Annotated in this window: 19 protein-coding genes and 2 pseudogenes; 17 read left to right on the top strand and 4 right to left on the bottom strand. The window is 31.4% G+C overall.

What is annotated here, in order from left to right; translation table 11 throughout:
* Positions 1-60 precede the first annotated feature (60 nt).
* Positions 61-686 (top strand): annotated as a pseudogene (locus J3477_RS02990) (anaerobic carbon-monoxide dehydrogenase catalytic subunit); the annotation flags it as partial.
* 110 nt (positions 687-796) lie between these two features.
* Entirely contained in the window at positions 797-1,657 is an 861-nt protein-coding gene (locus J3477_RS02985; protein ID WP_206868085.1) for an RCC1 domain-containing protein, read from the top strand.
* A 259-nt stretch (positions 1,658-1,916) separates the two neighbouring features.
* Here the strand turns inward: J3477_RS02985 and J3477_RS02980 are convergent, their stop codons facing one another.
* The 3 genes and pseudogenes from J3477_RS02980 to J3477_RS02970 form a co-directional block, all read right to left on the bottom strand.
* Positions 1,917-2,738, bottom strand: coding sequence for a GNAT family N-acetyltransferase (locus J3477_RS02980; RefSeq protein ID WP_206868084.1), 822 nt, complete (start codon positions 2,736-2,738; stop codon positions 1,917-1,919).
* Positions 2,739-2,996: 258 nt separating this feature from the next.
* Positions 2,997-3,215, bottom strand: a complete 219-nt coding sequence (locus J3477_RS02975; RefSeq protein ID WP_206868083.1) for a hypothetical protein — start codon at positions 3,213-3,215, stop codon at positions 2,997-2,999.
* 225 nt (positions 3,216-3,440) lie between these two features.
* A pseudogene (locus tag J3477_RS02970) lies at positions 3,441-3,847 on the bottom strand (DNA N-6-adenine-methyltransferase).
* A gap of 561 nt (positions 3,848-4,408) precedes the next feature.
* Here J3477_RS02970 and J3477_RS02965 point away from each other — a divergent pair.
* The 4 genes from J3477_RS02965 to J3477_RS02950 all read left to right on the top strand — a co-directional run bounded on the left by J3477_RS02965 (position 4,409) and on the right by J3477_RS02950 (position 6,486).
* Positions 4,409-4,771 carry a DUF2089 domain-containing protein gene (locus J3477_RS02965; protein WP_206868082.1) on the top strand — a complete coding sequence of 121 codons (363 nt, stop codon included), beginning with the start codon at positions 4,409-4,411 and terminating at the stop codon, positions 4,769-4,771.
* A 22-nt stretch (positions 4,772-4,793) separates the two neighbouring features.
* Positions 4,794-5,162: an SHOCT-like domain-containing protein gene (locus J3477_RS02960; protein ID WP_206868081.1), complete on the top strand. Its 369-nt coding sequence runs from the start codon at positions 4,794-4,796 to the stop codon at positions 5,160-5,162.
* 69 nt (positions 5,163-5,231) lie between these two features.
* Positions 5,232-5,492: a hypothetical protein gene (locus tag J3477_RS02955; protein WP_206868080.1), complete on the top strand. Its 261-nt coding sequence runs from the start codon at positions 5,232-5,234 to the stop codon at positions 5,490-5,492.
* Positions 5,493-5,634: 142 nt separating this feature from the next.
* Positions 5,635-6,486: a DUF4351 domain-containing protein gene (locus J3477_RS02950; protein ID WP_228731243.1), complete on the top strand. Its 852-nt coding sequence runs from the start codon at positions 5,635-5,637 to the stop codon at positions 6,484-6,486.
* Between the two features lie 116 nt (positions 6,487-6,602).
* Here the strand turns inward: J3477_RS02950 and J3477_RS02945 are convergent, their stop codons facing one another.
* On the bottom strand, positions 6,603-7,190 hold the full coding sequence (locus tag J3477_RS02945; protein WP_206868079.1) for a TetR/AcrR family transcriptional regulator: 588 nt from the start codon (positions 7,188-7,190) through the stop codon (positions 6,603-6,605).
* A 246-nt stretch (positions 7,191-7,436) separates the two neighbouring features.
* Between J3477_RS02945 and J3477_RS02940 the strand changes: the two genes are divergently transcribed.
* From J3477_RS02940 to J3477_RS02890, 11 genes are all read left to right on the top strand, one after another.
* A complete protein-coding gene (locus J3477_RS02940; protein WP_206868078.1) occupies positions 7,437-8,321 on the top strand; it encodes a ketopantoate reductase family protein in 885 nt (294 codons plus the stop codon).
* A gap of 377 nt (positions 8,322-8,698) precedes the next feature.
* Positions 8,699-9,487, top strand: coding sequence for an AraC family transcriptional regulator (locus J3477_RS02935; protein ID WP_206868077.1), 789 nt, complete (start codon positions 8,699-8,701; stop codon positions 9,485-9,487).
* 142 nt (positions 9,488-9,629) lie between these two features.
* Positions 9,630-10,751 carry a glycoside hydrolase family 88 protein gene (locus J3477_RS02930; protein WP_206868076.1) on the top strand — a complete coding sequence of 374 codons (1,122 nt, stop codon included), beginning with the start codon at positions 9,630-9,632 and terminating at the stop codon, positions 10,749-10,751.
* Positions 10,752-10,766: 15 nt separating this feature from the next.
* Positions 10,767-12,821 carry a DUF2264 domain-containing protein gene (locus tag J3477_RS02925; protein ID WP_206868075.1) on the top strand — a complete coding sequence of 685 codons (2,055 nt, stop codon included), beginning with the start codon at positions 10,767-10,769 and terminating at the stop codon, positions 12,819-12,821.
* A gap of 308 nt (positions 12,822-13,129) precedes the next feature.
* On the top strand, positions 13,130-13,759 hold the full coding sequence (locus tag J3477_RS02920) for a TVP38/TMEM64 family protein (RefSeq protein WP_206868074.1): 630 nt from the start codon (positions 13,130-13,132) through the stop codon (positions 13,757-13,759).
* Between the two features lie 216 nt (positions 13,760-13,975).
* On the top strand, positions 13,976-14,575 hold the full coding sequence (locus tag J3477_RS02915) for a class I SAM-dependent methyltransferase (RefSeq protein ID WP_206868073.1): 600 nt from the start codon (positions 13,976-13,978) through the stop codon (positions 14,573-14,575).
* Positions 14,550-15,236 carry a response regulator transcription factor gene (locus J3477_RS02910; protein WP_206868072.1) on the top strand — a complete coding sequence of 229 codons (687 nt, stop codon included), beginning with the start codon at positions 14,550-14,552 and terminating at the stop codon, positions 15,234-15,236. Before J3477_RS02915 ends, J3477_RS02910 begins: the two co-directional genes overlap by 26 nt.
* Positions 15,233-16,321 carry a HAMP domain-containing sensor histidine kinase gene (locus J3477_RS02905; RefSeq protein ID WP_206868071.1) on the top strand — a complete coding sequence of 363 codons (1,089 nt, stop codon included), beginning with the start codon at positions 15,233-15,235 and terminating at the stop codon, positions 16,319-16,321. Before J3477_RS02910 ends, J3477_RS02905 begins: the two co-directional genes overlap by 4 nt.
* A 175-nt stretch (positions 16,322-16,496) precedes the next feature.
* Entirely contained in the window at positions 16,497-16,688 is a 192-nt protein-coding gene (locus tag J3477_RS02900; RefSeq protein WP_206868070.1) for a hypothetical protein, read from the top strand.
* 321 nt (positions 16,689-17,009) lie between these two features.
* Positions 17,010-17,483: an aldo/keto reductase gene (locus J3477_RS02895; RefSeq protein ID WP_206868069.1), complete on the top strand. Its 474-nt coding sequence runs from the start codon at positions 17,010-17,012 to the stop codon at positions 17,481-17,483.
* 315 nt (positions 17,484-17,798) lie between these two features.
* A complete protein-coding gene (locus J3477_RS02890; RefSeq protein ID WP_206868068.1) occupies positions 17,799-19,292 on the top strand; it encodes a glycoside hydrolase family 43 protein in 1,494 nt (497 codons plus the stop codon).
* The last annotated feature ends 53 nt before the right edge of the window (positions 19,293-19,345 follow it).

Genomic DNA, 19,345 nt, shown 5'->3' with positions numbered 1-19,345 from the left:
ATTTCCATATCTTTTTAATTTCATCATTGCTTTCTATTCATAAAATGACAATTTTGTTAATCAATTAGAGAAACTATAAAATATGGTCTAAAAGGAATTGCTGCTTACGCTCATCAAGCAAGATTTGTAAAATACAATAATGATGAAGTGGATAATTTTTATTTTAAAGCTTTAGCTGCTTTAACTGATGACGCTTTAACATTAGATGACTTAATTAAAGTATTAGTTGAAACTGGAGAAAACAGTGTTAAAATAATGGAACTTTTAGATTCTGCTAACAATAGTCTTTATAGTGCTCCAACCCCTACAAAAGTAAATGTGATAATATTCCTGGTTGTATTTTAATGACAACTAACTGTTTAATGAAACCAAGAGATTCCTATAAAGATAGAATTTTCTCAACAAGTGTTGTTGGATGGGATGGAATTAAACATATTGGTAAAGATGAAAACGGAAATAAGGATTTTACTGAAATAATAAATAAAGCTTTAGAATTAGGTGGCTTCAAAGAAGATGAAGAAGTAAAAGAAATTTTAGTTGGATTTGGACATAAAGCAACTTTAAGTCATGCCGATACAATAATAAATGCAGTTAAAGATGGTAAAGTTAAGCACTTTTTCTTAATCGGAGGTTGTGATGGAGCTAAACCTGGAGGAAACTACTATACAGAATTTGCTGAAAAAGTAGAGGATTTAGAAAAATATTTTTAATATAACTGCTTGTTGATGAAAATGCAGGAAGCAAATTGAGAAAACTAAGGAGCAATGTAAAATTAAAGACTAAAAGAGGTTAAAATATGGAAAATACGAAAGGTAGTTATATAGGCGATGTAAGAAATTCTATAGCTGCTGGTCATCGTCATACTGTTGGTATTAAATCAGATGGAACGGTTACGGCTGTTGGTGATAATAAATGTGGTCAATGTGATGTGAGCGGCTGGAGTGATATTGTGGCAGTAGCAGCTGGTAATGTTCACATGGCGACGAATACAGGTAATTCTCATACAGTGGGTCTTAAGTCTGACGGTACTGTGGTAGCTGTAGGGTGGAATAATAATAACCAATGCAATGTAAATGATTGGAGAGATATAGTTTCTGTTGCAGCGGGGTGGCGTCGTACCATTGGTCTTAAATCAAATGGCACGGTGGTTGCTGTTGGTCGAAATAATGAAGGACAATGCGATGTAAGTGATTGGCGTGATATTGCGACACTTGCAGCAGGTGACTGGCATACTGTGGGTCTTAAAGCAGACGGCACAGTTATGGCTGTAGGTAATAATAGATATGCCCAAGGCAGTGTAAGTGACTGGAGTGACATAGTAGCAGTAGCTGCAGGTTATCTTCATACAGTTGGTCTTAGATCGGATGGTACTGTGGTTGCTACTGGTAAAAATAATGAAGGCCAATGTGATGTTAGTGATTGGTACGGTATTCGAGCTATAGCTGTAGGCAGTAGTCATACCATCGGCCTTAAAGCTGACGGAACTGTTGTGGCTACAGGATGGAATGATTATAACCAGTGCAATGTTAGCGACTGGCGAGATATAGTGGCAGTTGCTGCTGGGTGTACTCATACAGTTGGTCTTAAAGCAGATGGCACTTTTGTTGCTGTGGGGGATAATGAATATGGTCAATGTGAAGTAAGTCACTGGCGCTAAAGGGTTAGAGTAATCTAACCTTTTTTCTATATTCTTAAATCTTTGGTTATGTTATTAAAAGTTGTAGATTATAAACGAAAAATATTAGGAAACCTCTATGCCTGACTAATTTACTATAATTCATAATATTCTTGAATTACGACGTAAAAACACTGCAAAACTCAATTATGAATAATGCAGTGCTTTAATTAATTATTCGTTTTTATTTATGTGACGTTAAATAAGAATGTTGCAATTGCAATTAATAATTTTACACCATTTATTTATAGGTATGTTCTGCAAAACAAGCAATCTCAATGAAACCATTTCTTTCATATAACTTTTTCGCATCAATATTTGATTTTGCAACTCGAAGCCTTATTCTGTTAATAGATTTATATACATTCATATTTCTAATGCAATGTGCTAATATATAACTTCCGTAGCCTTTATTTTGGTATATTGGTTTTACAACAATATCAGTAATGTAATTCTGTTGAAAAATGTATGCACCTATTAATTCATCACTTATCCAAAATGAACAGACTTGATTAAGTTTATTCAAAGTATTTAGTTCTTGATGAAATTGTTCTTCATTTACAGTATAACTTTTTGTTTTCCAACCGTTATCTATATTAAACTTATAATATGCACTATCAAATAAATCAACCATTTCCTTTAACATACTGTTCTCAAAGCCCTTATAGGTTAAATCACAATTCTTTAATTGTGGCAATTCTTTACCCCTATATTCAAGGTGGTATCCCTCAATATCTAATTTAAAACCTAATTCTCTCACTAAATTAATTATTTCAGAATTATTCCCATATACATTAAAACACAACTCTTTTGAATTCATTTTTGGAATATATTCATTGGTTTTATACTTAATTAATTCTAAAACATCTTCTATGTTATCTTCATTAAGAAAAGAAGCGTAAAAAATACAACAATCTTCATTTTCGACTTTTATGAATACACCTTTATTATGAAATGTGAATATGGAGTATAATATCTCAACATTTTTAAAGGAATTATATACATAATCCTTTGCATGAGGGGATATATTTTCTATCAACTTTAATATTTCTTCTTGTGACATTATATCAATCCTTCCACTCTGATTATACTATTTACAGGCATCTTTGACTTAATTCACCATGCTGTTTTAATTATCATTAATTATACCATATGATACCAATTGGCTCTAAGAAAACTGTAGCTCTAAGAGTGTTTTAAAATAATTTCTTCACTGCATTATTCAAATTTCAAAGAACATTGTTCGCACTCTAAATTTCAAAATTTACATCGCATTTTTTTCAACTTATCTTGATTCTTGAAATGCGTCACATTGTATGTCTTAACATATCTTACAATCACCTTTTTTAATAACTACTCCCATAACACTCTCAAGTCCCAGTTTTGCAAGAAATTTATCAAATTCATTTTGTGCCAATAGTTTGTACTTTTCAATGATTTCATTCATTTCTTCTTCTACCTTTTTAGCCTTTTTCTTAGGGACATCATCACTAACGAAAGCGATTCCTAATTCATTAAAATCCATTATTCCATTTGCCATAAAATTACCTCCATTGTAATTCGTAATATTTTCACAATAATTATCTTTTCTTTATACTCCTAATAAACTCACCCCTACACTTAGAACAATAGTGATTTTCTATTAATAAATTTGTTGAAGGAATATGTTTTCCATCTTGGTCAGATGTAAAATATATGGCGTTACATTTAATACAGCTTGTATATCCCATTCTTAGTATCTCCCTTCATTTAGTAGCAAATATTTTCAGAACACCACGACCACACTTGGGAATGGTGCAGCATTAACTGCATCTCCAAATTTTAATCTACCTTTTACAAATCTTATTTCTCTTACTTTATGGTAGATATAATCATGGAAATACTTTGTATCTGTTCTTGCTGGTATCAACATAACTACCTTTGTATTATCCTTTTTAGATTCCTTATAAGCCTTTTCTACCCACTTACCAACTTCTCTTCCATATGGAGGATTACAAAACACCGTATGCCCCCCCAATCTTGTTTTAATCCATCTTCAACTATTGTAAAATGCTTCTCACATTTAGCATTTTCATGTGTACTACATGGATCTAAATCAAAATTGAATTCATCGTTTAACTTGTCAAAGAAATCCTGTGGGGTTGCCCATAAATCAGTTTCACTACTAAACATTACTTGAGTATTCATCTAACCCCTCCAAACGTCGCATTATTTTCACATTCTAACTTAACTGTTCGTAATTATATAAATAACTATATACAACTTTAGGTAAAGCTAGGTGCCAAGATATAGTTGTATTATTTTAATCCTTAAATTCAATATACTCCAATTAGTGTAAGTGAAATAAACCTAATTACTCAAATGTTGATATTTTATAGCTTGTCCTTTTATGTAGTAGTAACAACATTTATTTAATACATAATATAAGTCTTTTTTATAGTAATATCTAGTGCACACCTTAAGCTGTATTTTCTGCAAACTTCGAAGTAGATTTCGGATCAAAGTGGTACATCTTTAAGTCAAGTAAAATACAATTTAGTGGTAAAAATGTTTTCTAACACATTTTACAGTCATGGATCTGGAATATCTATATAAAAATCAATATATCTATAAATATAATTAATATTGAAATTAAAATAATTAATATAAAAATAAAAATATATAAAATAAATTAATAAATATATTGAAATTATAAATATTGGTAGTATAATGAAACTATGGAGAGTGATTTAGATGGCTTATAAAGTATTAACTCGATGTCCTGTATGTAGTTCAAAGCTTACAGTCACAAAATTACAATGCAAAAAATGTAATACTGTTATTGAAAATGATTTTGAACTTTCGAAGTTTTCTTACCTAACTACGGAACAGTTAACCTTTGCAGAAGTTTTCATTAAATGTAGAGGTAATATAAAAGATGTTGAAAAGGAACTTGGAATATCTTATCCAACAGTTCGAAGTAAAATTGAAGATCTAATTGTTTCACTAGGTTATGCACCTATTAAAGAAAAAGAAGATAACAGTTCTGAAGTGATTGATAAGCTTGAAAAAGGTGAAATTACAGCAGAACAAGCGATAAATTTATTAAAGAAATAATTTGAAAAGGGGATTGTATAAAATGAATGATGAGATTATGAAAGTTTTAAAGATGCTTGAAGAAGGTAAAATTGATGCACAGAAAGCAGGAGAGTTAATAGACGTTTTATATGCTTCTAAAAGTGATGTTCCTGCAATAATTAACGCTGATAAAATCCTAAAGATTAGAGTTAATTCACAAAATGGTGACAATGTAAATATAAATGTGCCTGTTAAGTTCATAAGAACCATAGGTGGCGCTATTAAGAGAATACCTAAGATAGATGGGATAGAAGGTATGGAGGATATAGACATTCAGGCCATTCTTCAGGCTGTAAGTGATGGACTGGACGGCAAAATTGTAGATGTAACTAGTGAAAATGGGGACAGCGTTGAGATTAGTGTTGAATAGTAGAATTAGAAGCACAGGCATTAATAATTCTTCTGTGCAGAAAAATGAATGCAGAAGGGGATATATGCAATGAGAATTTATATAAGGGAAAAGCAAGGTAGGAGATTTTTTATTCCAATACCTTTAAGTATTGCAAGTTTTGGATGTAAGATAGCGTCTTATGCTATAGAAAAGTCTGGAAAGCATATTAATCAACAGCAAAGAGACATAATTGATTGCATAGATTTTGATGAACTTGCAAAGAGCATAAAATATCTAAGAGGCTACAGAGGTTTAAAATTGGTGGAAGTTACATCAGCAGATGGAGATGAAGTAACCATAATTCTGTAAACACAATTATGACGTTTATGGAGGAATGGATATATAATAAATATACGAACTAGTGTTCGTATATTTTTCTTTCTACTGGAAATAATATCATATATAAAGCAGTGGAAAGGAAGGCATAGTATGGATTATAATAAAATTGAAGATGCAGTTTTTAAAAAAAGCTATGGAGTTTTTTAAGGATAATGCAGTGAAATTCTTTGGCATAGACACAAGAATAATTGCTCCTGCAGAGACAGAGATAAAAAATGTTGATATTAGAACTAATTATACTGATTATTTGTTTTACACAGAGGATGGTAATTATCTTCATTTTGAGTTTCAAACTACAGACAAGAAGGAAGACATAAAGAGATTTTTATATTATGATGCATCTTTATTTTATAAAGATAGGCGTAAAATAAGAACAATGGTCATATACTCAGCGGATATTGATGATGCTGAAATACATATTGATGCAGGAAGTATTAATTATAAAATTGAAGCCTTTTATATGAAAAATTTAAATGGTGACGAAAAGTTTGAGATTTTAAAAAATAAAATTAAAAACAACAAAAAACTAACAAGTTACGATATATTAACATTGAGTTTTCTTCCATTAATGAGTAGTAAAGTTAGTAAAAGTGAAAGAACCCTAGAAGGAATAGAACTAGCAAATTCAATTGAAGATAGCGAAATTAAATTGAAATGCCTGACTTTATTGTATGCATTGTTTGATAAATTTGGAGATCAAATATCTAAAATGAGATTTAAGGAGGTCTTTAGTATGACAGATATAGGCAAAATGATTAGGGATGAAGGATTGAAAGAAGGAAGAGAAGAAGGAAGAGGAGAAGGAAAAGTTGAATTACTAATCAGGCAATTAACTAAGAAGTTTAAGAAGATCCCTTCTGAATATGAGGAGAAAATCAAAAAACTACCTATAACAACCATTGATGTTATAGCTACTGATATATTTGAATTAGAGTCTGTGGAAGACTTAGAAAAGTATTTTTAAAATAATATGTTTGTTTTTTAAGTTATTACTTCTACCTCTATAGTGAAAAATAGAGGGATTGGATTTATACTCAATATATATTAGCATAAATCCAATCCCATAAATAAAGGTCACTATTAAACATTACTAATACGACATAAATCTAACCCATTCATTACATATGTACGAGCAATATCTAAAAGTAAATCTGGTCTATCATTTTCACCTTCCTTAAGCCAAGTGTAAGCAGCACTGTAGATAGCTGAGCATGTCATGGCTGAAATAATTTTTATATTTAGGTTATCTTGCGTAGAGAAGGTAGCATCTTTTGAGAATATGTTTTCTATCATCTGTTGTAGCATTTTTCTAATCTTTTCATCAACAATCGTAGCAATAGATTTTGAATCTAATCTGCAGGTCTTATAAAAGGATACAATATAATCGTAGGTCATTAAGATTAACTGACTGCATGTTTCATAATTAAACTCCTCAGCTTGTAGTACTTGTTCGGGAATCATATTATTAAAGGCCACTTCTGTGATATCTTCAAGTAAGGCATATTTGTCTTCATAATGGGCATAAAATGTAGCTCTATTAATAGAAGCCTTTTCTGCGATATCTTTTATGGTAATTGAATCAAAGCCTTTCTTTTGTAATAAAGTGCTAAACGCTTCCTTTATTAATTGGCGTGTACGCAAAACTCTTGGATCTTCTTGATTTACCATATATATAATCCTTTCTAAAACATCAAATATCCAATTATGTTGCCTAAGCAACTTTTCGCTGGATTTGATTATTGTACTTATATGAACGACGTACTATTATACTATCATACAGATGTTGCTTAAACAACACATAACTGTATAGGTGACTCGCTTCGATCTGAAAACTCTCACTTATTCTGATGAGAAAGTTTAAAAGTATAAATCACGGAGTGATTCATCCACAATTTTCTGAAGGGATGGATAGTAATGAGTATAAAACAAAAAAGAATTTTGATATTTGGAGCTGGTGTAGTTGGCAGTATATATGCACTTAGGTTTGCACAGTATGGATTAGATGTGACATTGCTTGCTAGAGGAAAGAGACTGGAAACACTTAAGAAGGACGGATTATTATATAACGATAACGGTACCATAAAAAACATAGCTATTAACACTATAGGAAAACTAGAAGATGACGATATCTATGATTTTATATTTGTTCCAGTGCGATATGATCAGTCAGAAGCAGCATTGTCTACAATTAAGAATAACAAGAGCAAAAACATTATTACCTTGACTAACACCTTGGGGTATGACCGTTGGCTTGATATAGTAGGAGAGAGGTTGCTTCCTGGCTTTCCTGGTGCTGGTGGAGACCTTAAGGACGGTATCCTATATGCTCAGTTTGGTACAGCAAAGCATCAAGGTACCATCTTTGGTGAAATAAATGGACAGACTACTGAAAGAGTAAAAGAGCTTGCAAAGATATTTGAAGTAGCCAATCTACATTATGAAATACAAGATAATATTAAGGCCTTCCATATCTCACATACTGCCACAGCCATAGTTATCAAACATTTTTACACCAAAGATGGCATGATGAATATAGAAACAGCGAAGAGTGAAAGCACTCTATTTAAAATTGCTACAGAGCTAAAAGAAAACTTACAAAAGGTAGAGCAAGCAGGGATTCCGGTAATTCCCAAAGAAATTAAGTCGATGGGAGAGGTGCCTGAGAAGGAAATTATTGATATGTATCTCAATATGCTGAGCAATGATTTTACTATTGATGTATTACTTGGAAACCATGCTATAAGTGCAAAAAGAGAAATAATGATGTTGGATGAGATGTTTCGTAAACAGATACTTTAATGAAATAAGGTTAATCTTTATTTGGAGTGATTAGATCTGTAATTAAATAAACATACTAATGCCACTAAGTCGCTTAAGCGGTGAGTTGTCCACAAAAATAGTACATTTGATCTTGAGAAAATCACTCCATATAAGATACTATCTAAAAATATACCAAATAAATCACAAAAAACTACTTTGCGAGGCCCTTGCGAAAAATGCATTAAAGTAAAGGCAGTAGAAGCAGCTTAGATAAAAAAAGCAGGATATGTTAAGTTATAGTGGAATAGGATATTGTAAAACTAAGCTGATTTGTTAAAATAAAACTATAATTCAAATAAATAATGGATTATATGATAAGTCAGCATAAGAACAATTGGCTAAATTAGGAGAAATATATGATAAAGGTGAATATTGGAGGGTGCAACAATCATCATCCTCAGAATTTCGTGGTAAGACATGTTGAAGGTAGTAAGGATTATTTATTATTAATCACAAAGTCAGAGACCTCTTTTTCAATTGATGGAAACGAATATGAGACACCTCCTGGGACTATGGTTTTATTTGATAAGAATGTACCTTCAAATTATAGAAATAAAAGTGGTGAATATATAAATGATTGGCTTCACTTTGATTTTGAGGGAGAAGAGCCTCCTTTTGAAGAACTGAAAATTGTCTTAAATAAACCAGTTATCTTAAATGATATTACAGCCCTATCTTTAATCCTAAATTTAATCATTAATGAAATGCATTCTAAAAGTCACTACAAGGATGATATTTTAGACAATTATATGAAGATACTACTATATCGCCTTTCTGAGCAGCTGTACAATAAAAACGATTTCATTAAATCACAGCCTTTGTATCAAAAATTATTAGAATTAAGAGCAAGAATTTATAATAATCCTCAGGAAAAATGGACTATTACTAGGATGTGTAGAGAGCTAAATGTTAGTCCATCTTATATGCAGCACATTTATAAACATACCTTTCAGACAAGCTGTATGAATGATGTAATCAATGCAAGAATAGAGCAGGCTAAGTTCTACCTTTTGCAGTCCGTGCTTAGTATAAGAACCATTGCTGAGAATTGTGGTTATGAAAGCGATATTCATTTTTCAAGACAGTTTAAGAGGTTTACTAGTATGTCTCCAAGGGATTATCGGGACAATATGATATCAAGATAATATAGAATAAGATGACAGATAAAGTATTATAAGCATGCAAAATTTATTATATAAAAAATTTTAGCTATGCTTAATTTAAATACAGTGCTTTAGTAGCACCAGAATTTTAAACCTTTAAAAAGCTATGGGAGGAAAAGGGTAAATGAATGAATTACAGTGGGTAGAGGATATTTTTGAGAAAATCATTAAGAAATCTGAGATTGTTGCAAGTCGTAATAGGGAGAACATACCTTATACAACAGTTGAGGGTAGATTTGACGACATGGGTAAAAGTAATTTCTGTTGGTGGACCAATGGCTTTTGGGGAGGCATGATGTGGCAGTTATATCATGCTACAAACAATGATTTGTACCGAGAGATTGCAGAGAATAATGAGAAATTATTAGATAAAAATCTTATGGAGGCACAGGGCTTAGATCATGATAATGGTTTTAAGTGGCTTCCTACATCTATTGCAAATTACAGATTAACAGGAAATCTGTCTTCTAAAAACAGAGGAATATTAGCGGCAAATAATATGGCTGGAAGATTTAATCCTGCTGGTTCATTTATAAGAGCGTGGAATGATTGGGGTGAAAGCAAGAATACAGGCTTGGCAATTATTGATTGTATGATGAACCTTCCACTTCTTTATTGGGCATCAAAGGAAACAAGTGATCCTCGCTTCAAACAAATTGCAGTCCTTCATGCAGATACAGCAGAAAAATATTTTATAAGACCAGATGGTTCTGTAAATCATATTGTTGAGTTTAATCCAGAAACCGGTGAATATGTTAAGTCCTATGGCGGCCAAGGATATGCAGAGGGCTCTTCTTGGACTAGGGGACAGGCTTGGGCTTTATATGGATTTGTTTTGAGTTATATTCACACCCAAAAGGAAGAATATTTGAATGCAGCTCTAAGAGTAGCAAATTATTTTATTACCAATATACCAGATGATGGGCTCATACCTGTTGATTTCAGACAGCCAAAGGATTGTACTTATGAAGATTCAACTGCTGCTGCTATTGCTGCCTGTGGATTACTAGAAATCTCAAAGCAGGTAAAAGAAGCAGATCATGAAATATATGAGAAGGCAGCTATTAAATTAATAAAAGCTTTGGATGAAAAAAGCTGTAACTGGGATGAGAAGGTTGATAATATTTTGGAAAAATGTACAGCTGCTTTTCATGATAAAAACCATGAATTTTCAATTATATATGGGGATTACTTTTTTATTGAAGCCATCTGGAAACTAACAAGTAAAGAATTGTTTATATGGTAATAAAGGAGGATAAAGATGATATTTCAGCCAAAAACCTTGGATTTTATAATTAGTCCTTACACAGGTTTAACTAGGGAAAGCTGGATTGAAGCAGGGGAGTATTTATTAAATGGAGTTTTTCAAAATATTAAAGCTTTTCAAGATCCGGTTGTTATGCCTAGAAAGGAAAGTAAGATAACTTATCCTCATAAAGCTTCACCTTCATATATTTATGAATTAGAGAAGAGGGCCGAGCTTTTTGAAGGCTTAGCAAGATCCTTCTTTATTGCAGCACCGCTTATTCATGATAATCCAGAACTTATGATCTGTAACTACAATTTAAGAGATTATTACAAAGAACAAATTTTAAGAGCTTGCACAAAAGAAGATGCAAATTATGTAGGTGACTATTTTGAGTTAATGAATATTGTTCATAGTGAAGATCCCTTTAGGGTATTTCAGCAAACCGTTGAGACTTGTGCTTTAGTAGTGTGTCTTTGGACCTGTAAAAGTGAGATATGGGATACTTATACTAAGGAAGAAAAAGATAAAATCGCTGATTTTATCAGTAGTTATGCCCATGCAAATACAGTTCCACAAAATTGGCGCCTGTTTAATATGCTTGATTTGGCTTTTCTACATAAAGAAGGATATGAAATTGATGAAGAGATTATGTTAGATCACGCTCAAGCTATTTTGAATTATTATGCAGGTGATGGTTGGTATCGGGATGGACACTGTTTTGATTATTACTCCTGCTGGGCCTTTAATGTGTATGGACCTATATGGAATCAGTGGTACGGCTATGAAAAGGAGCCTTATATAGCAAAGCAGATAGAGGAAAACTCTAATAAACTAATGGAAACTTACAGTGATATGTTTGATAGAGATGGTTTTACTAATATGTGGGGACGAAGTAATATCTATAGAAATGCAGCCACCAGTGCTTTTGACGCCAATTTTCTTTTAAGAAATCCAAAGGCAGATCCAGGACTTGCAAGACGTATTTCTTCAGGTTCTCTTCTACAGTTTTTAACCAGAGAGGATTTTATGCACGAGGGAGTGCCAACCCTAGGATTTTATGGACAGTTTTCTCCTTTGGTGCAGGGATATTCCTGTGCTGAATCCCCTTTATGGCTGGGAAAGGCCTTTTTATGTCTTCATTTTCCAGAGAATCATCCTTTTTGGACAGCCAAAGAAAACAATGGAACCTGGGACACACTGTCAGATCATGAGGTTAAAGAAACTGTTTTAAATGGGCCTGCATTGTGTTTTACAAATCATGGAGCAAATGGAGAGACGATTTTACGTACTGGTAAGGTTGTTAAAAATATAAATGATGAGCATGGTATGTGGAATTATTCTAAATTATGTTTTAACACCAAATATCCTTGGGAAGCTGCTTCAGCAAAACAAGTTGAGGCTCAGCAGTATGTTCTACAGGATATCACAGATGACACTTATGAAAAATGTAATGTAACCTTATGGCATGGTTTAAAAGAAGGTGTGCTATATAGAAGACAATTCTTTAATTATGATTTATCAAAAGAATCCATGTGGATGCAGGCAGTAAACTTAGCAGATTTTCCTGTAAGTTATGGAATAATGAGAGTAGATAAGCTTAGATTATATCGAAGACCTGTCACAGTTACCTTAGGCGCTTATGGTTTCCCGGACAATGGAACAGAGGTTATCTATAAAGTAAAAGGCAATGGCAAAGCTATTATACTAAAAGGTCATGATTTTAGTGGAAAAGAAAAGCAGCTTGCCATGACAGTATTTGATGGTTTTGATGAAATAGATATGATTCGAAGCTGCGGCACAAATCCTGATTCTGAAAAGTCAATAGTGATATATGGAAAGTTAACCCGTAAAAAACAATATGGCTATGAACCATATGTAATGATTTCTCAAGTTGTCACAAAAGAAAGTCATGACGATTTTACAGAAGAGGAACTGTTTCCTATTGAATCAGTTGAATATACAGATACAAGAGAATGTGGTGGCTACGGTCCCGTTATTGTTAACTTAAAAGATGGTACCAGTAAAACAATAGTGTTCGAAGGAATGGAAGAAAATCTGCAATTGTAAAAACATAAACAGGATATTAAAGTTCTACAGTAGCTATACAATAAAAAAACATAATTTATTCGTCTGCCAGATTTTCCTCATATGCATTGAGAAAGGCAGATGCGCAAAAAAACTAACTGAAAAAAGGTCGCTTTGGCGACTTTTTTTATTTGCATAAAAAACTTAAGAATTGTTAAGCTTTTTTAAAATGAAATATTAATATTTAAATTTTATATTTATTACATAGTCTAAAAGTTTCTAGTATAGAACTTAATCTATGCTTGTTGGAAAATCTCTTTAAATTATTACTATAAGAATAGAGGTATAGAATGAATAAAATATTTAAAAGCACAATCTTTTTATTTTGGTTATCAATTATATTTATATTTTTTAAATATCAATTATATAATGATGGAGTTCATAAAATTACAACATTTTTAAATGCTTATCCCAGATATAGTGAAGTATTGTTTCTTGTTATTGCAACCTTAAGAATTTTTACCTTTGTTCCGTGCACTGTTTTTATAATCATTGGTGGTATGATATTTAGTCCATTAGAAACAGTTATTTTAACTACTATAGCTAATTTATTAAGTGAAATGTTACTGTTTTTCTTTACAAAGCTTACTTTTGGAATGAATTATCAAAATAAAATAATAGATAAGTATCCTAAGCTATATAATGTTATACAGAAAAATAATGTTCAAATTTTAGCCTTAGGAGTTTCTTCACCAGTTGTACCATCAGATGTTGTTTGTTTCTTTTCTATTTTAACTGGTATCAGTTTTTATAAATATATTTTAACCGTATTTTTAGCTGATGCTCCAATTATTCTTCTATATACTTTTTTGGGAAGTAGTATTAAATATTCTGCATATGTATTTGTAGTTATACTGGTGGTGATAGTTATAATTAGTTATTTTAATTATAAGAGATGGAAGAATCAAATTGACACATAAAAGAAATGACTAAAAGTATTAAGGAATCTTATATTTTAAGATTCTTTATTTTTTTACTATATGTTTGTATATAAAATGTACTAGAACTTAAGAATTCTTAAGATATTTCAAAAGAGAATCTTAATGTTTCGTATTTATACTGAATCCATAAATTTATTATCAAAAAATGAATGTTTCTAAATGTTCTAAATTGAAAAATAAGGGGAAGGATTAAGTATGAAGATTATAAAATTTTTATTACAGTATATTAGATCACCAAGAACTATAGGTGCTGTAGCACCAAGCTCTGAAAGACTGGCAATTAAAATGGTTGATGATATAGACTTTGAAAACTCAGAGTGTATAGTTGAATATGGTCCTGGTACAGGAGTCTTTACTGATAAGCTTGTTGAAAGAAAAAAAAATGATACATTACTTATCTTATTAGAATGCAATGAAGTTTTTTGCAAACAACTTGAACATAGATATAATGAAAAGGATAATGTTATAATAATCAATGACTCTGCTGAAAATGTAGATATGTATTTAGAAAAGTATAAAATAAAAAATGTTGATTATGTAGTTTCAGGTTTGCCTTTTGCTAGCTTACCTAAAAATACTTCAAACAAAATCTTGAAGAAAACTAGAGCTATATTAAAAACAAAGGGCTCATTTATAACCTTTCAATATACTCTTTTAAAGAAAGAATTTATTACTAATTATTTTGAAAACATAGAATTAGAGAGAGTTATACTCAATGTGCCACCTGCCTATGTTTTGAAATGTAAAAATAATAGAAGGGATCTTATTTATGTCAAAGAAAATTCTAATAGTTGATGATGATGCGGAAATAAGAAAAGTTATAGGTATATATTTAGAAAATGAGGGATATGAAATACTGAAAGCTGAAAATGGAGAGCAGGCACTAAAGCTTATTGCTAAAAATGAAGTTGCTCTTGTGCTTTTAGATATTATGATGCCTGGTATGAATGGTACAGAAGTTTGCATGAAAATTAGAGAAGATAGTATTATGCCGATTATTTTTTTATCTGCAAAATCAGAGGATTTAGACAAGATTCAAGGGTTAGCTTCCGGTGCTGACGACTATATTACCAAGCCTTTTAGTGCAATGGAGTTGATTGCAAGGGTTAAGTCACAGATAAGAAGGTACACAAAATATACTACTGAACCAAGAACAGCTAGAAATATAATTGAAATTGGCAATTTAACTATAGATACTGACACAAGGCAAGTATTCGTAGGTGATAAGGAGGTTAGACTTACACCTAAAGAATTTGACATACTACAGCTTCTTGCTAGCAACAAAGGAATAGTTTTTAGCATAGAAAGGATTTACGAAAGAGTATGGGGAGAAGATTCTTACAAGTCAGATAATACTATAATGGTTCATATAACAAAAATAAGAGAAAAAATTGAGGAAGATCCTAAAAGACCTATATATATTAAAACAATTTGGGGAGTTGGATATAAGATATGAAGAAAAAGACATTTACTATAAGCTTAAAATTAAAACTTTTAATCGAGATAGTATTGAGTTTTGTATTAACAATAGTGTATTTATCTACAATGTCTGTGTATATACTTGCTCCTTATTTTGAAGAAAATCGAGATAATTGGAGTACACCACTTGCGTCTTACTTTGCAATAGCATTTTTTATATCCGCTGTTGGAGTTTTTGTTTTATGCTTTTTATTGATGTCAAACAAACATATAAAATATATTAATTATATAGCGAAAGAAGTAAATTTCATTGCTACAGGCAATTTAGGTAAAACACTTGAGGTTAAAGGTAAAGATGAACTTGCAGAGTTATGCATAAACATAAATTCAATGTCCAAACAATTAAAAGATAGATTTCAATATGAGAGGGACTTGGAAAGAACAAAATCAGAGCTCATAACAAATGTTTCTCACGATTTAAGAACACCTCTCACGCCAATTATAGCGTATTTAGATATCCTAAGAAATAAAAAATTTAATACTGAGGAAGAAGAAAAGGAATATATAAATTCATCCTATAATCTTTCAATAAAGTTAAAAAAATTAATTGATGAACTTTTTGAATATACAAAGTTTTCAAGTAAAGAAGTTACTTTAGACCTTGAAAAGGTAGATTTAGGACCTATTCTTAATCAAATAGTAGGAGAATACACACCTATGCTTGAAAGTAAAGGTCTGAGGGTTTTAACACAAACTACTGATGAGAAAATATTTGTAAAGATAGATGTTGAGAAGGTAGTTAGAGTTTTTGAAAATGTTTTAAGTAATGCGGAGAAATACAGTTCCAAACCTTCAGATATAATTGTTAAGACAGAAAATAATAGCGATAATATTGTAATAACAATATCTAATAAAGGAGAACATTTAGATCAGAATAAGTTGGATAGAATGTTCGAAAAGTTTTATAGAGATGATGTTTCAAGATCAACTAATATTGAAGGATCAGGCCTTGGTTTAGCAATTTCTAAAAAAATAGTGGAGCTTCATAACGGGCAGATTTGGGCTGAATGTGATGGAGAGATAATATCAATAAATATTAAATTTCCTATAAATAATCCGTGAATTAAATGTATTTATCTAGAATCCATGTTATAGTTTGTATATAATTTAATATGAGTTAATTAAGTACCTAATATTAAACAATATGATGGAGATTTAAATGAGAAAAATAACTCAGCTTTGATAATTTAATATTTTACATAATTATTAGGAAATTTTATAAAAAGAAGTTGATGGTATGAATCTTTTGAAAGAACTTATTATTAGAAGTGTATTAGTTGTTGTGTTAAATGATGCGATTATATTTTATGTAATTAGCAAACGTTCTCAGAAAATAACCTTGCCTATAGCACTTGGAATTATAGCAGTAACATGCATCGCACTAGTAATTAATATTTGGTATTGCCTACATCGAAATAACATAATATAAATTGAATTTTCTTATAAAACGTCTTTACGGGTGAATAATAGTCATCCGTAATTTTTTTATGCCTCAAAAAATCTCTTGACTTGGAGTTAACACCAAGGAGTATTGTAAAAGTGTGCACAATATGTAATACAAAACGACTTGCAATGGGAATTGACTGGGGAATTAGAACTTTTATTTTTAATATAAGATTCAGAAATGGAAAGTGGAGAAATTTCCGTGTAATATAAAAAGCTTTGTTAATAAAGTAAATAGATATAAGTATTTAGATAAATATAAATTTTTTATAGAAGCATTTAATTATAAAGGATTGGAGAGGCTAAGATGAAAAAACGTATTTTAGGAAGAGGTTTAGAAGTATCAGAAATAGGACTTGGATGTATGGGGATGACTCACGGATTTGGTGAAGTTTCAGATGAAGCAGAAATGATTGAAGTTATTAGAGGGGCAGTGAAGTCTGGAATTACAATGTTTGATACAGCCGAATGCTATCAGAATGATGATGGAACTATTTTCAATGAAACCTTAGTTGGTAAGGCATTAAAACCTTATCGTGACCAGGTGGTTATTGCCTTTCCAGCTCAGGTTGCATTGGCATGGGTAATAGCTCAAAAGCCATTTATAGTACCTATTCCAGGAAGCAGAAAACTAAGTAGAATTGAAGAAAACATAAAAGCTGCTGATATAGAGCTAAGTTCTATGGAATTAGCAAACATAAAACAAGCTTTAGATAATTTAGAATTAAAAGCAGATCGCTGGGATTCTAATTCTGCTAATGCAAAAAGAATTGGGAAATAGAAGTACAAAATAACTTAATGATCGAATTAGCTGTATTTTATAAGAGTCTATAAGCTAGGCTCTTATTTTATTATGTTTTAGTGTTCAGAAAAACACCTCTAAACGAATGGCTATATAATGCTAATTTTAGTCCTAATAATTAAGGAATTTAATAACCTTTTATATTACTATAATATCATTAAAACCTTTGCAAAGATGTATTCACTTAATTAAAATCTTGGCTTAAGAAGGCTGATGTCAGAACTTTAGCACATTCAAATAGTCTTACTCTTGATTTTAGCATTATATAGCCAAAAGTAAATCGGAGGTATGAAAATGAAATATAGTAATCCTATTATAAAAGGTTTTTATCCAGACCCAAGTATTTGTAAGGTAGAGGATACCTATTACCTTGTATGTAGTTCCTTTCAATACTTTCCTGGAGTTCCTCTTTTCGAAAGTAAAGATCTTATCAACTGGAAACAGATAGGTCACTGTCTTACAAGAAAAAGCCAGGTTCAGCTGGAAAAGGTAAATAGTTCTGGCGGAGTTTTTGCTCCAACCATTAGATATAACAATGGTCGTTTTTATATGACTACAACTAACAATACAACAAATCAAAATTTTTATGTATACACTGATGATATTTACGGAGAATGGTCCGAGCCTATATTTGTAGATCAAGGAGGCATTGATCCTTCTTTATACTTTGAAGAGGACAAGGCGTATTTTATGAGCACCAAAGCTGATGATGAAGGGGTTAATGGAATATATGAATGTGAAATTGAAATTGAAAATGGTAGGAGACTCACAGAAAGCCAAGTAATCTGGCAAGGCTCAGGCGGACGTTATCTTGAAAGTCCTCATTTGTATAAGATAAATGGATACTATTACTTAATGGTAGCTGAGGGAGGAACTGAATATGGGCATATGATAACCTATGCACGTAGCAATTCTCCTTATGGTGTTTTTGAAGCCTATCCTCATAACCCAGTGTTAACAAATCGTAATCTTGGAGGTTATGAAATACAGGGAATAGGGCATGGAGATCTTATTCAAGACAACAGTGGAAATTGGTGGATACTCCACTTAGGTTTTCGTCAAATAGATAGATGGACTATGTTTCATCACTTAGGTCGTGAAGTTTTCATGAGTGAGATCACCTTCCATGAGGATGGTTGGTTCACAGCAGGGCATAATGGTACAACCTTGAAGGAAATCGATACAGATCGCATGAACGATGAGGTGGTACAGATAGATAAGAAATATTATACCTTTGAAAATACTGAATGGAATAAAGAGTGGTGCTATCTAAGACATCCTCATAATGAAAATTATATATTTGAGAAAGATAAGTTAAAGCTAAAAGGAACTGAAGTAACTCTTGATGAGGCAGCTTCTCCAACCTTTATTGGAATTCGTCAGAAAGACTTTAATGCAGTAATTTCCTGCGAGGTGTCAATTACTGATGGTGAAGCAGGTATTACACTATACATGGATGAAGATCATCATTATGATTTAGCTATACGTAAAACTTTCAATGGATATGAGGTTATCGAAAGATTAAATATAGGGGATGTTAAATCCATAGAAAACATTGGAACACTAGAAAACAATAATGGCTCACTGGTTATTCTTGCTAATAATAATTACTACAGCTTTTATTTTAAATCTGAAGATAAAGAAGTTCTTCTAGGAACTGCAAAAACTAGATATCTATCCACCGAAGTTGCCTGTGGTTTTACTGGTGTTATTATAGGCTTGTATTCCTATGGAGAAAACATAAGTGAGTATGCTCAGTTTACTAATTTTAAGTGTGAATATAAATAATAAGGTAATAAAGTTCTATGAAAAATAATTATAAGCTTAAAGAAATTTAGCGA

The organism is Clostridium zeae (assembly GCF_017312485.1).
Lineage (GTDB): Bacteria > Bacillota > Clostridia > Clostridiales > Clostridiaceae > Clostridium_AR > Clostridium_AR zeae.
This window is presented reverse-complemented; position numbering and strand designations above follow the sequence as displayed.

Bases quoted from the DNA above. Each gene is read 5' to 3' on its own strand.
- J3477_RS02985 (WP_206868085.1), top strand. From the start codon at position 797: ATGGAAAATACGAAAGGTAGTTATATAGGCGATGTAAGAAATTCTATA.
- J3477_RS02980 (WP_206868084.1), bottom strand. From the start codon at position 2,738: ATGTCACAAGAAGAAATATTAAAGTTGATAGAAAATATATCCCCTCAT.
- J3477_RS02975 (WP_206868083.1), bottom strand. From the start codon at position 3,215: ATGGCAAATGGAATAATGGATTTTAATGAATTAGGAATCGCTTTCGTT.
- J3477_RS02965 (WP_206868082.1), top strand. From the start codon at position 4,409: ATGGCTTATAAAGTATTAACTCGATGTCCTGTATGTAGTTCAAAGCTT.
- J3477_RS02960 (WP_206868081.1), top strand. From the start codon at position 4,794: ATGAATGATGAGATTATGAAAGTTTTAAAGATGCTTGAAGAAGGTAAA.
- J3477_RS02955 (WP_206868080.1), top strand. From the start codon at position 5,232: ATGAGAATTTATATAAGGGAAAAGCAAGGTAGGAGATTTTTTATTCCA.
- J3477_RS02950 (WP_228731243.1), top strand. From the start codon at position 5,635: ATGCAGTTTTTAAAAAAAGCTATGGAGTTTTTTAAGGATAATGCAGTG.
- J3477_RS02945 (WP_206868079.1), bottom strand. From the start codon at position 7,190: ATGGTAAATCAAGAAGATCCAAGAGTTTTGCGTACACGCCAATTAATA.
- J3477_RS02940 (WP_206868078.1), top strand. From the start codon at position 7,437: ATGAGTATAAAACAAAAAAGAATTTTGATATTTGGAGCTGGTGTAGTT.
- J3477_RS02935 (WP_206868077.1), top strand. From the start codon at position 8,699: ATGATAAAGGTGAATATTGGAGGGTGCAACAATCATCATCCTCAGAAT.
- J3477_RS02930 (WP_206868076.1), top strand. From the start codon at position 9,630: ATGAATGAATTACAGTGGGTAGAGGATATTTTTGAGAAAATCATTAAG.
- J3477_RS02925 (WP_206868075.1), top strand. From the start codon at position 10,767: ATGATATTTCAGCCAAAAACCTTGGATTTTATAATTAGTCCTTACACA.
- J3477_RS02920 (WP_206868074.1), top strand. From the start codon at position 13,130: ATGAATAAAATATTTAAAAGCACAATCTTTTTATTTTGGTTATCAATT.
- J3477_RS02915 (WP_206868073.1), top strand. From the start codon at position 13,976: ATGAAGATTATAAAATTTTTATTACAGTATATTAGATCACCAAGAACT.
- J3477_RS02910 (WP_206868072.1), top strand. From the start codon at position 14,550: ATGTCAAAGAAAATTCTAATAGTTGATGATGATGCGGAAATAAGAAAA.
- J3477_RS02905 (WP_206868071.1), top strand. From the start codon at position 15,233: ATGAAGAAAAAGACATTTACTATAAGCTTAAAATTAAAACTTTTAATC.
- J3477_RS02900 (WP_206868070.1), top strand. From the start codon at position 16,497: ATGAATCTTTTGAAAGAACTTATTATTAGAAGTGTATTAGTTGTTGTG.
- J3477_RS02895 (WP_206868069.1), top strand. From the start codon at position 17,010: ATGAAAAAACGTATTTTAGGAAGAGGTTTAGAAGTATCAGAAATAGGA.
- J3477_RS02890 (WP_206868068.1), top strand. From the start codon at position 17,799: ATGAAATATAGTAATCCTATTATAAAAGGTTTTTATCCAGACCCAAGT.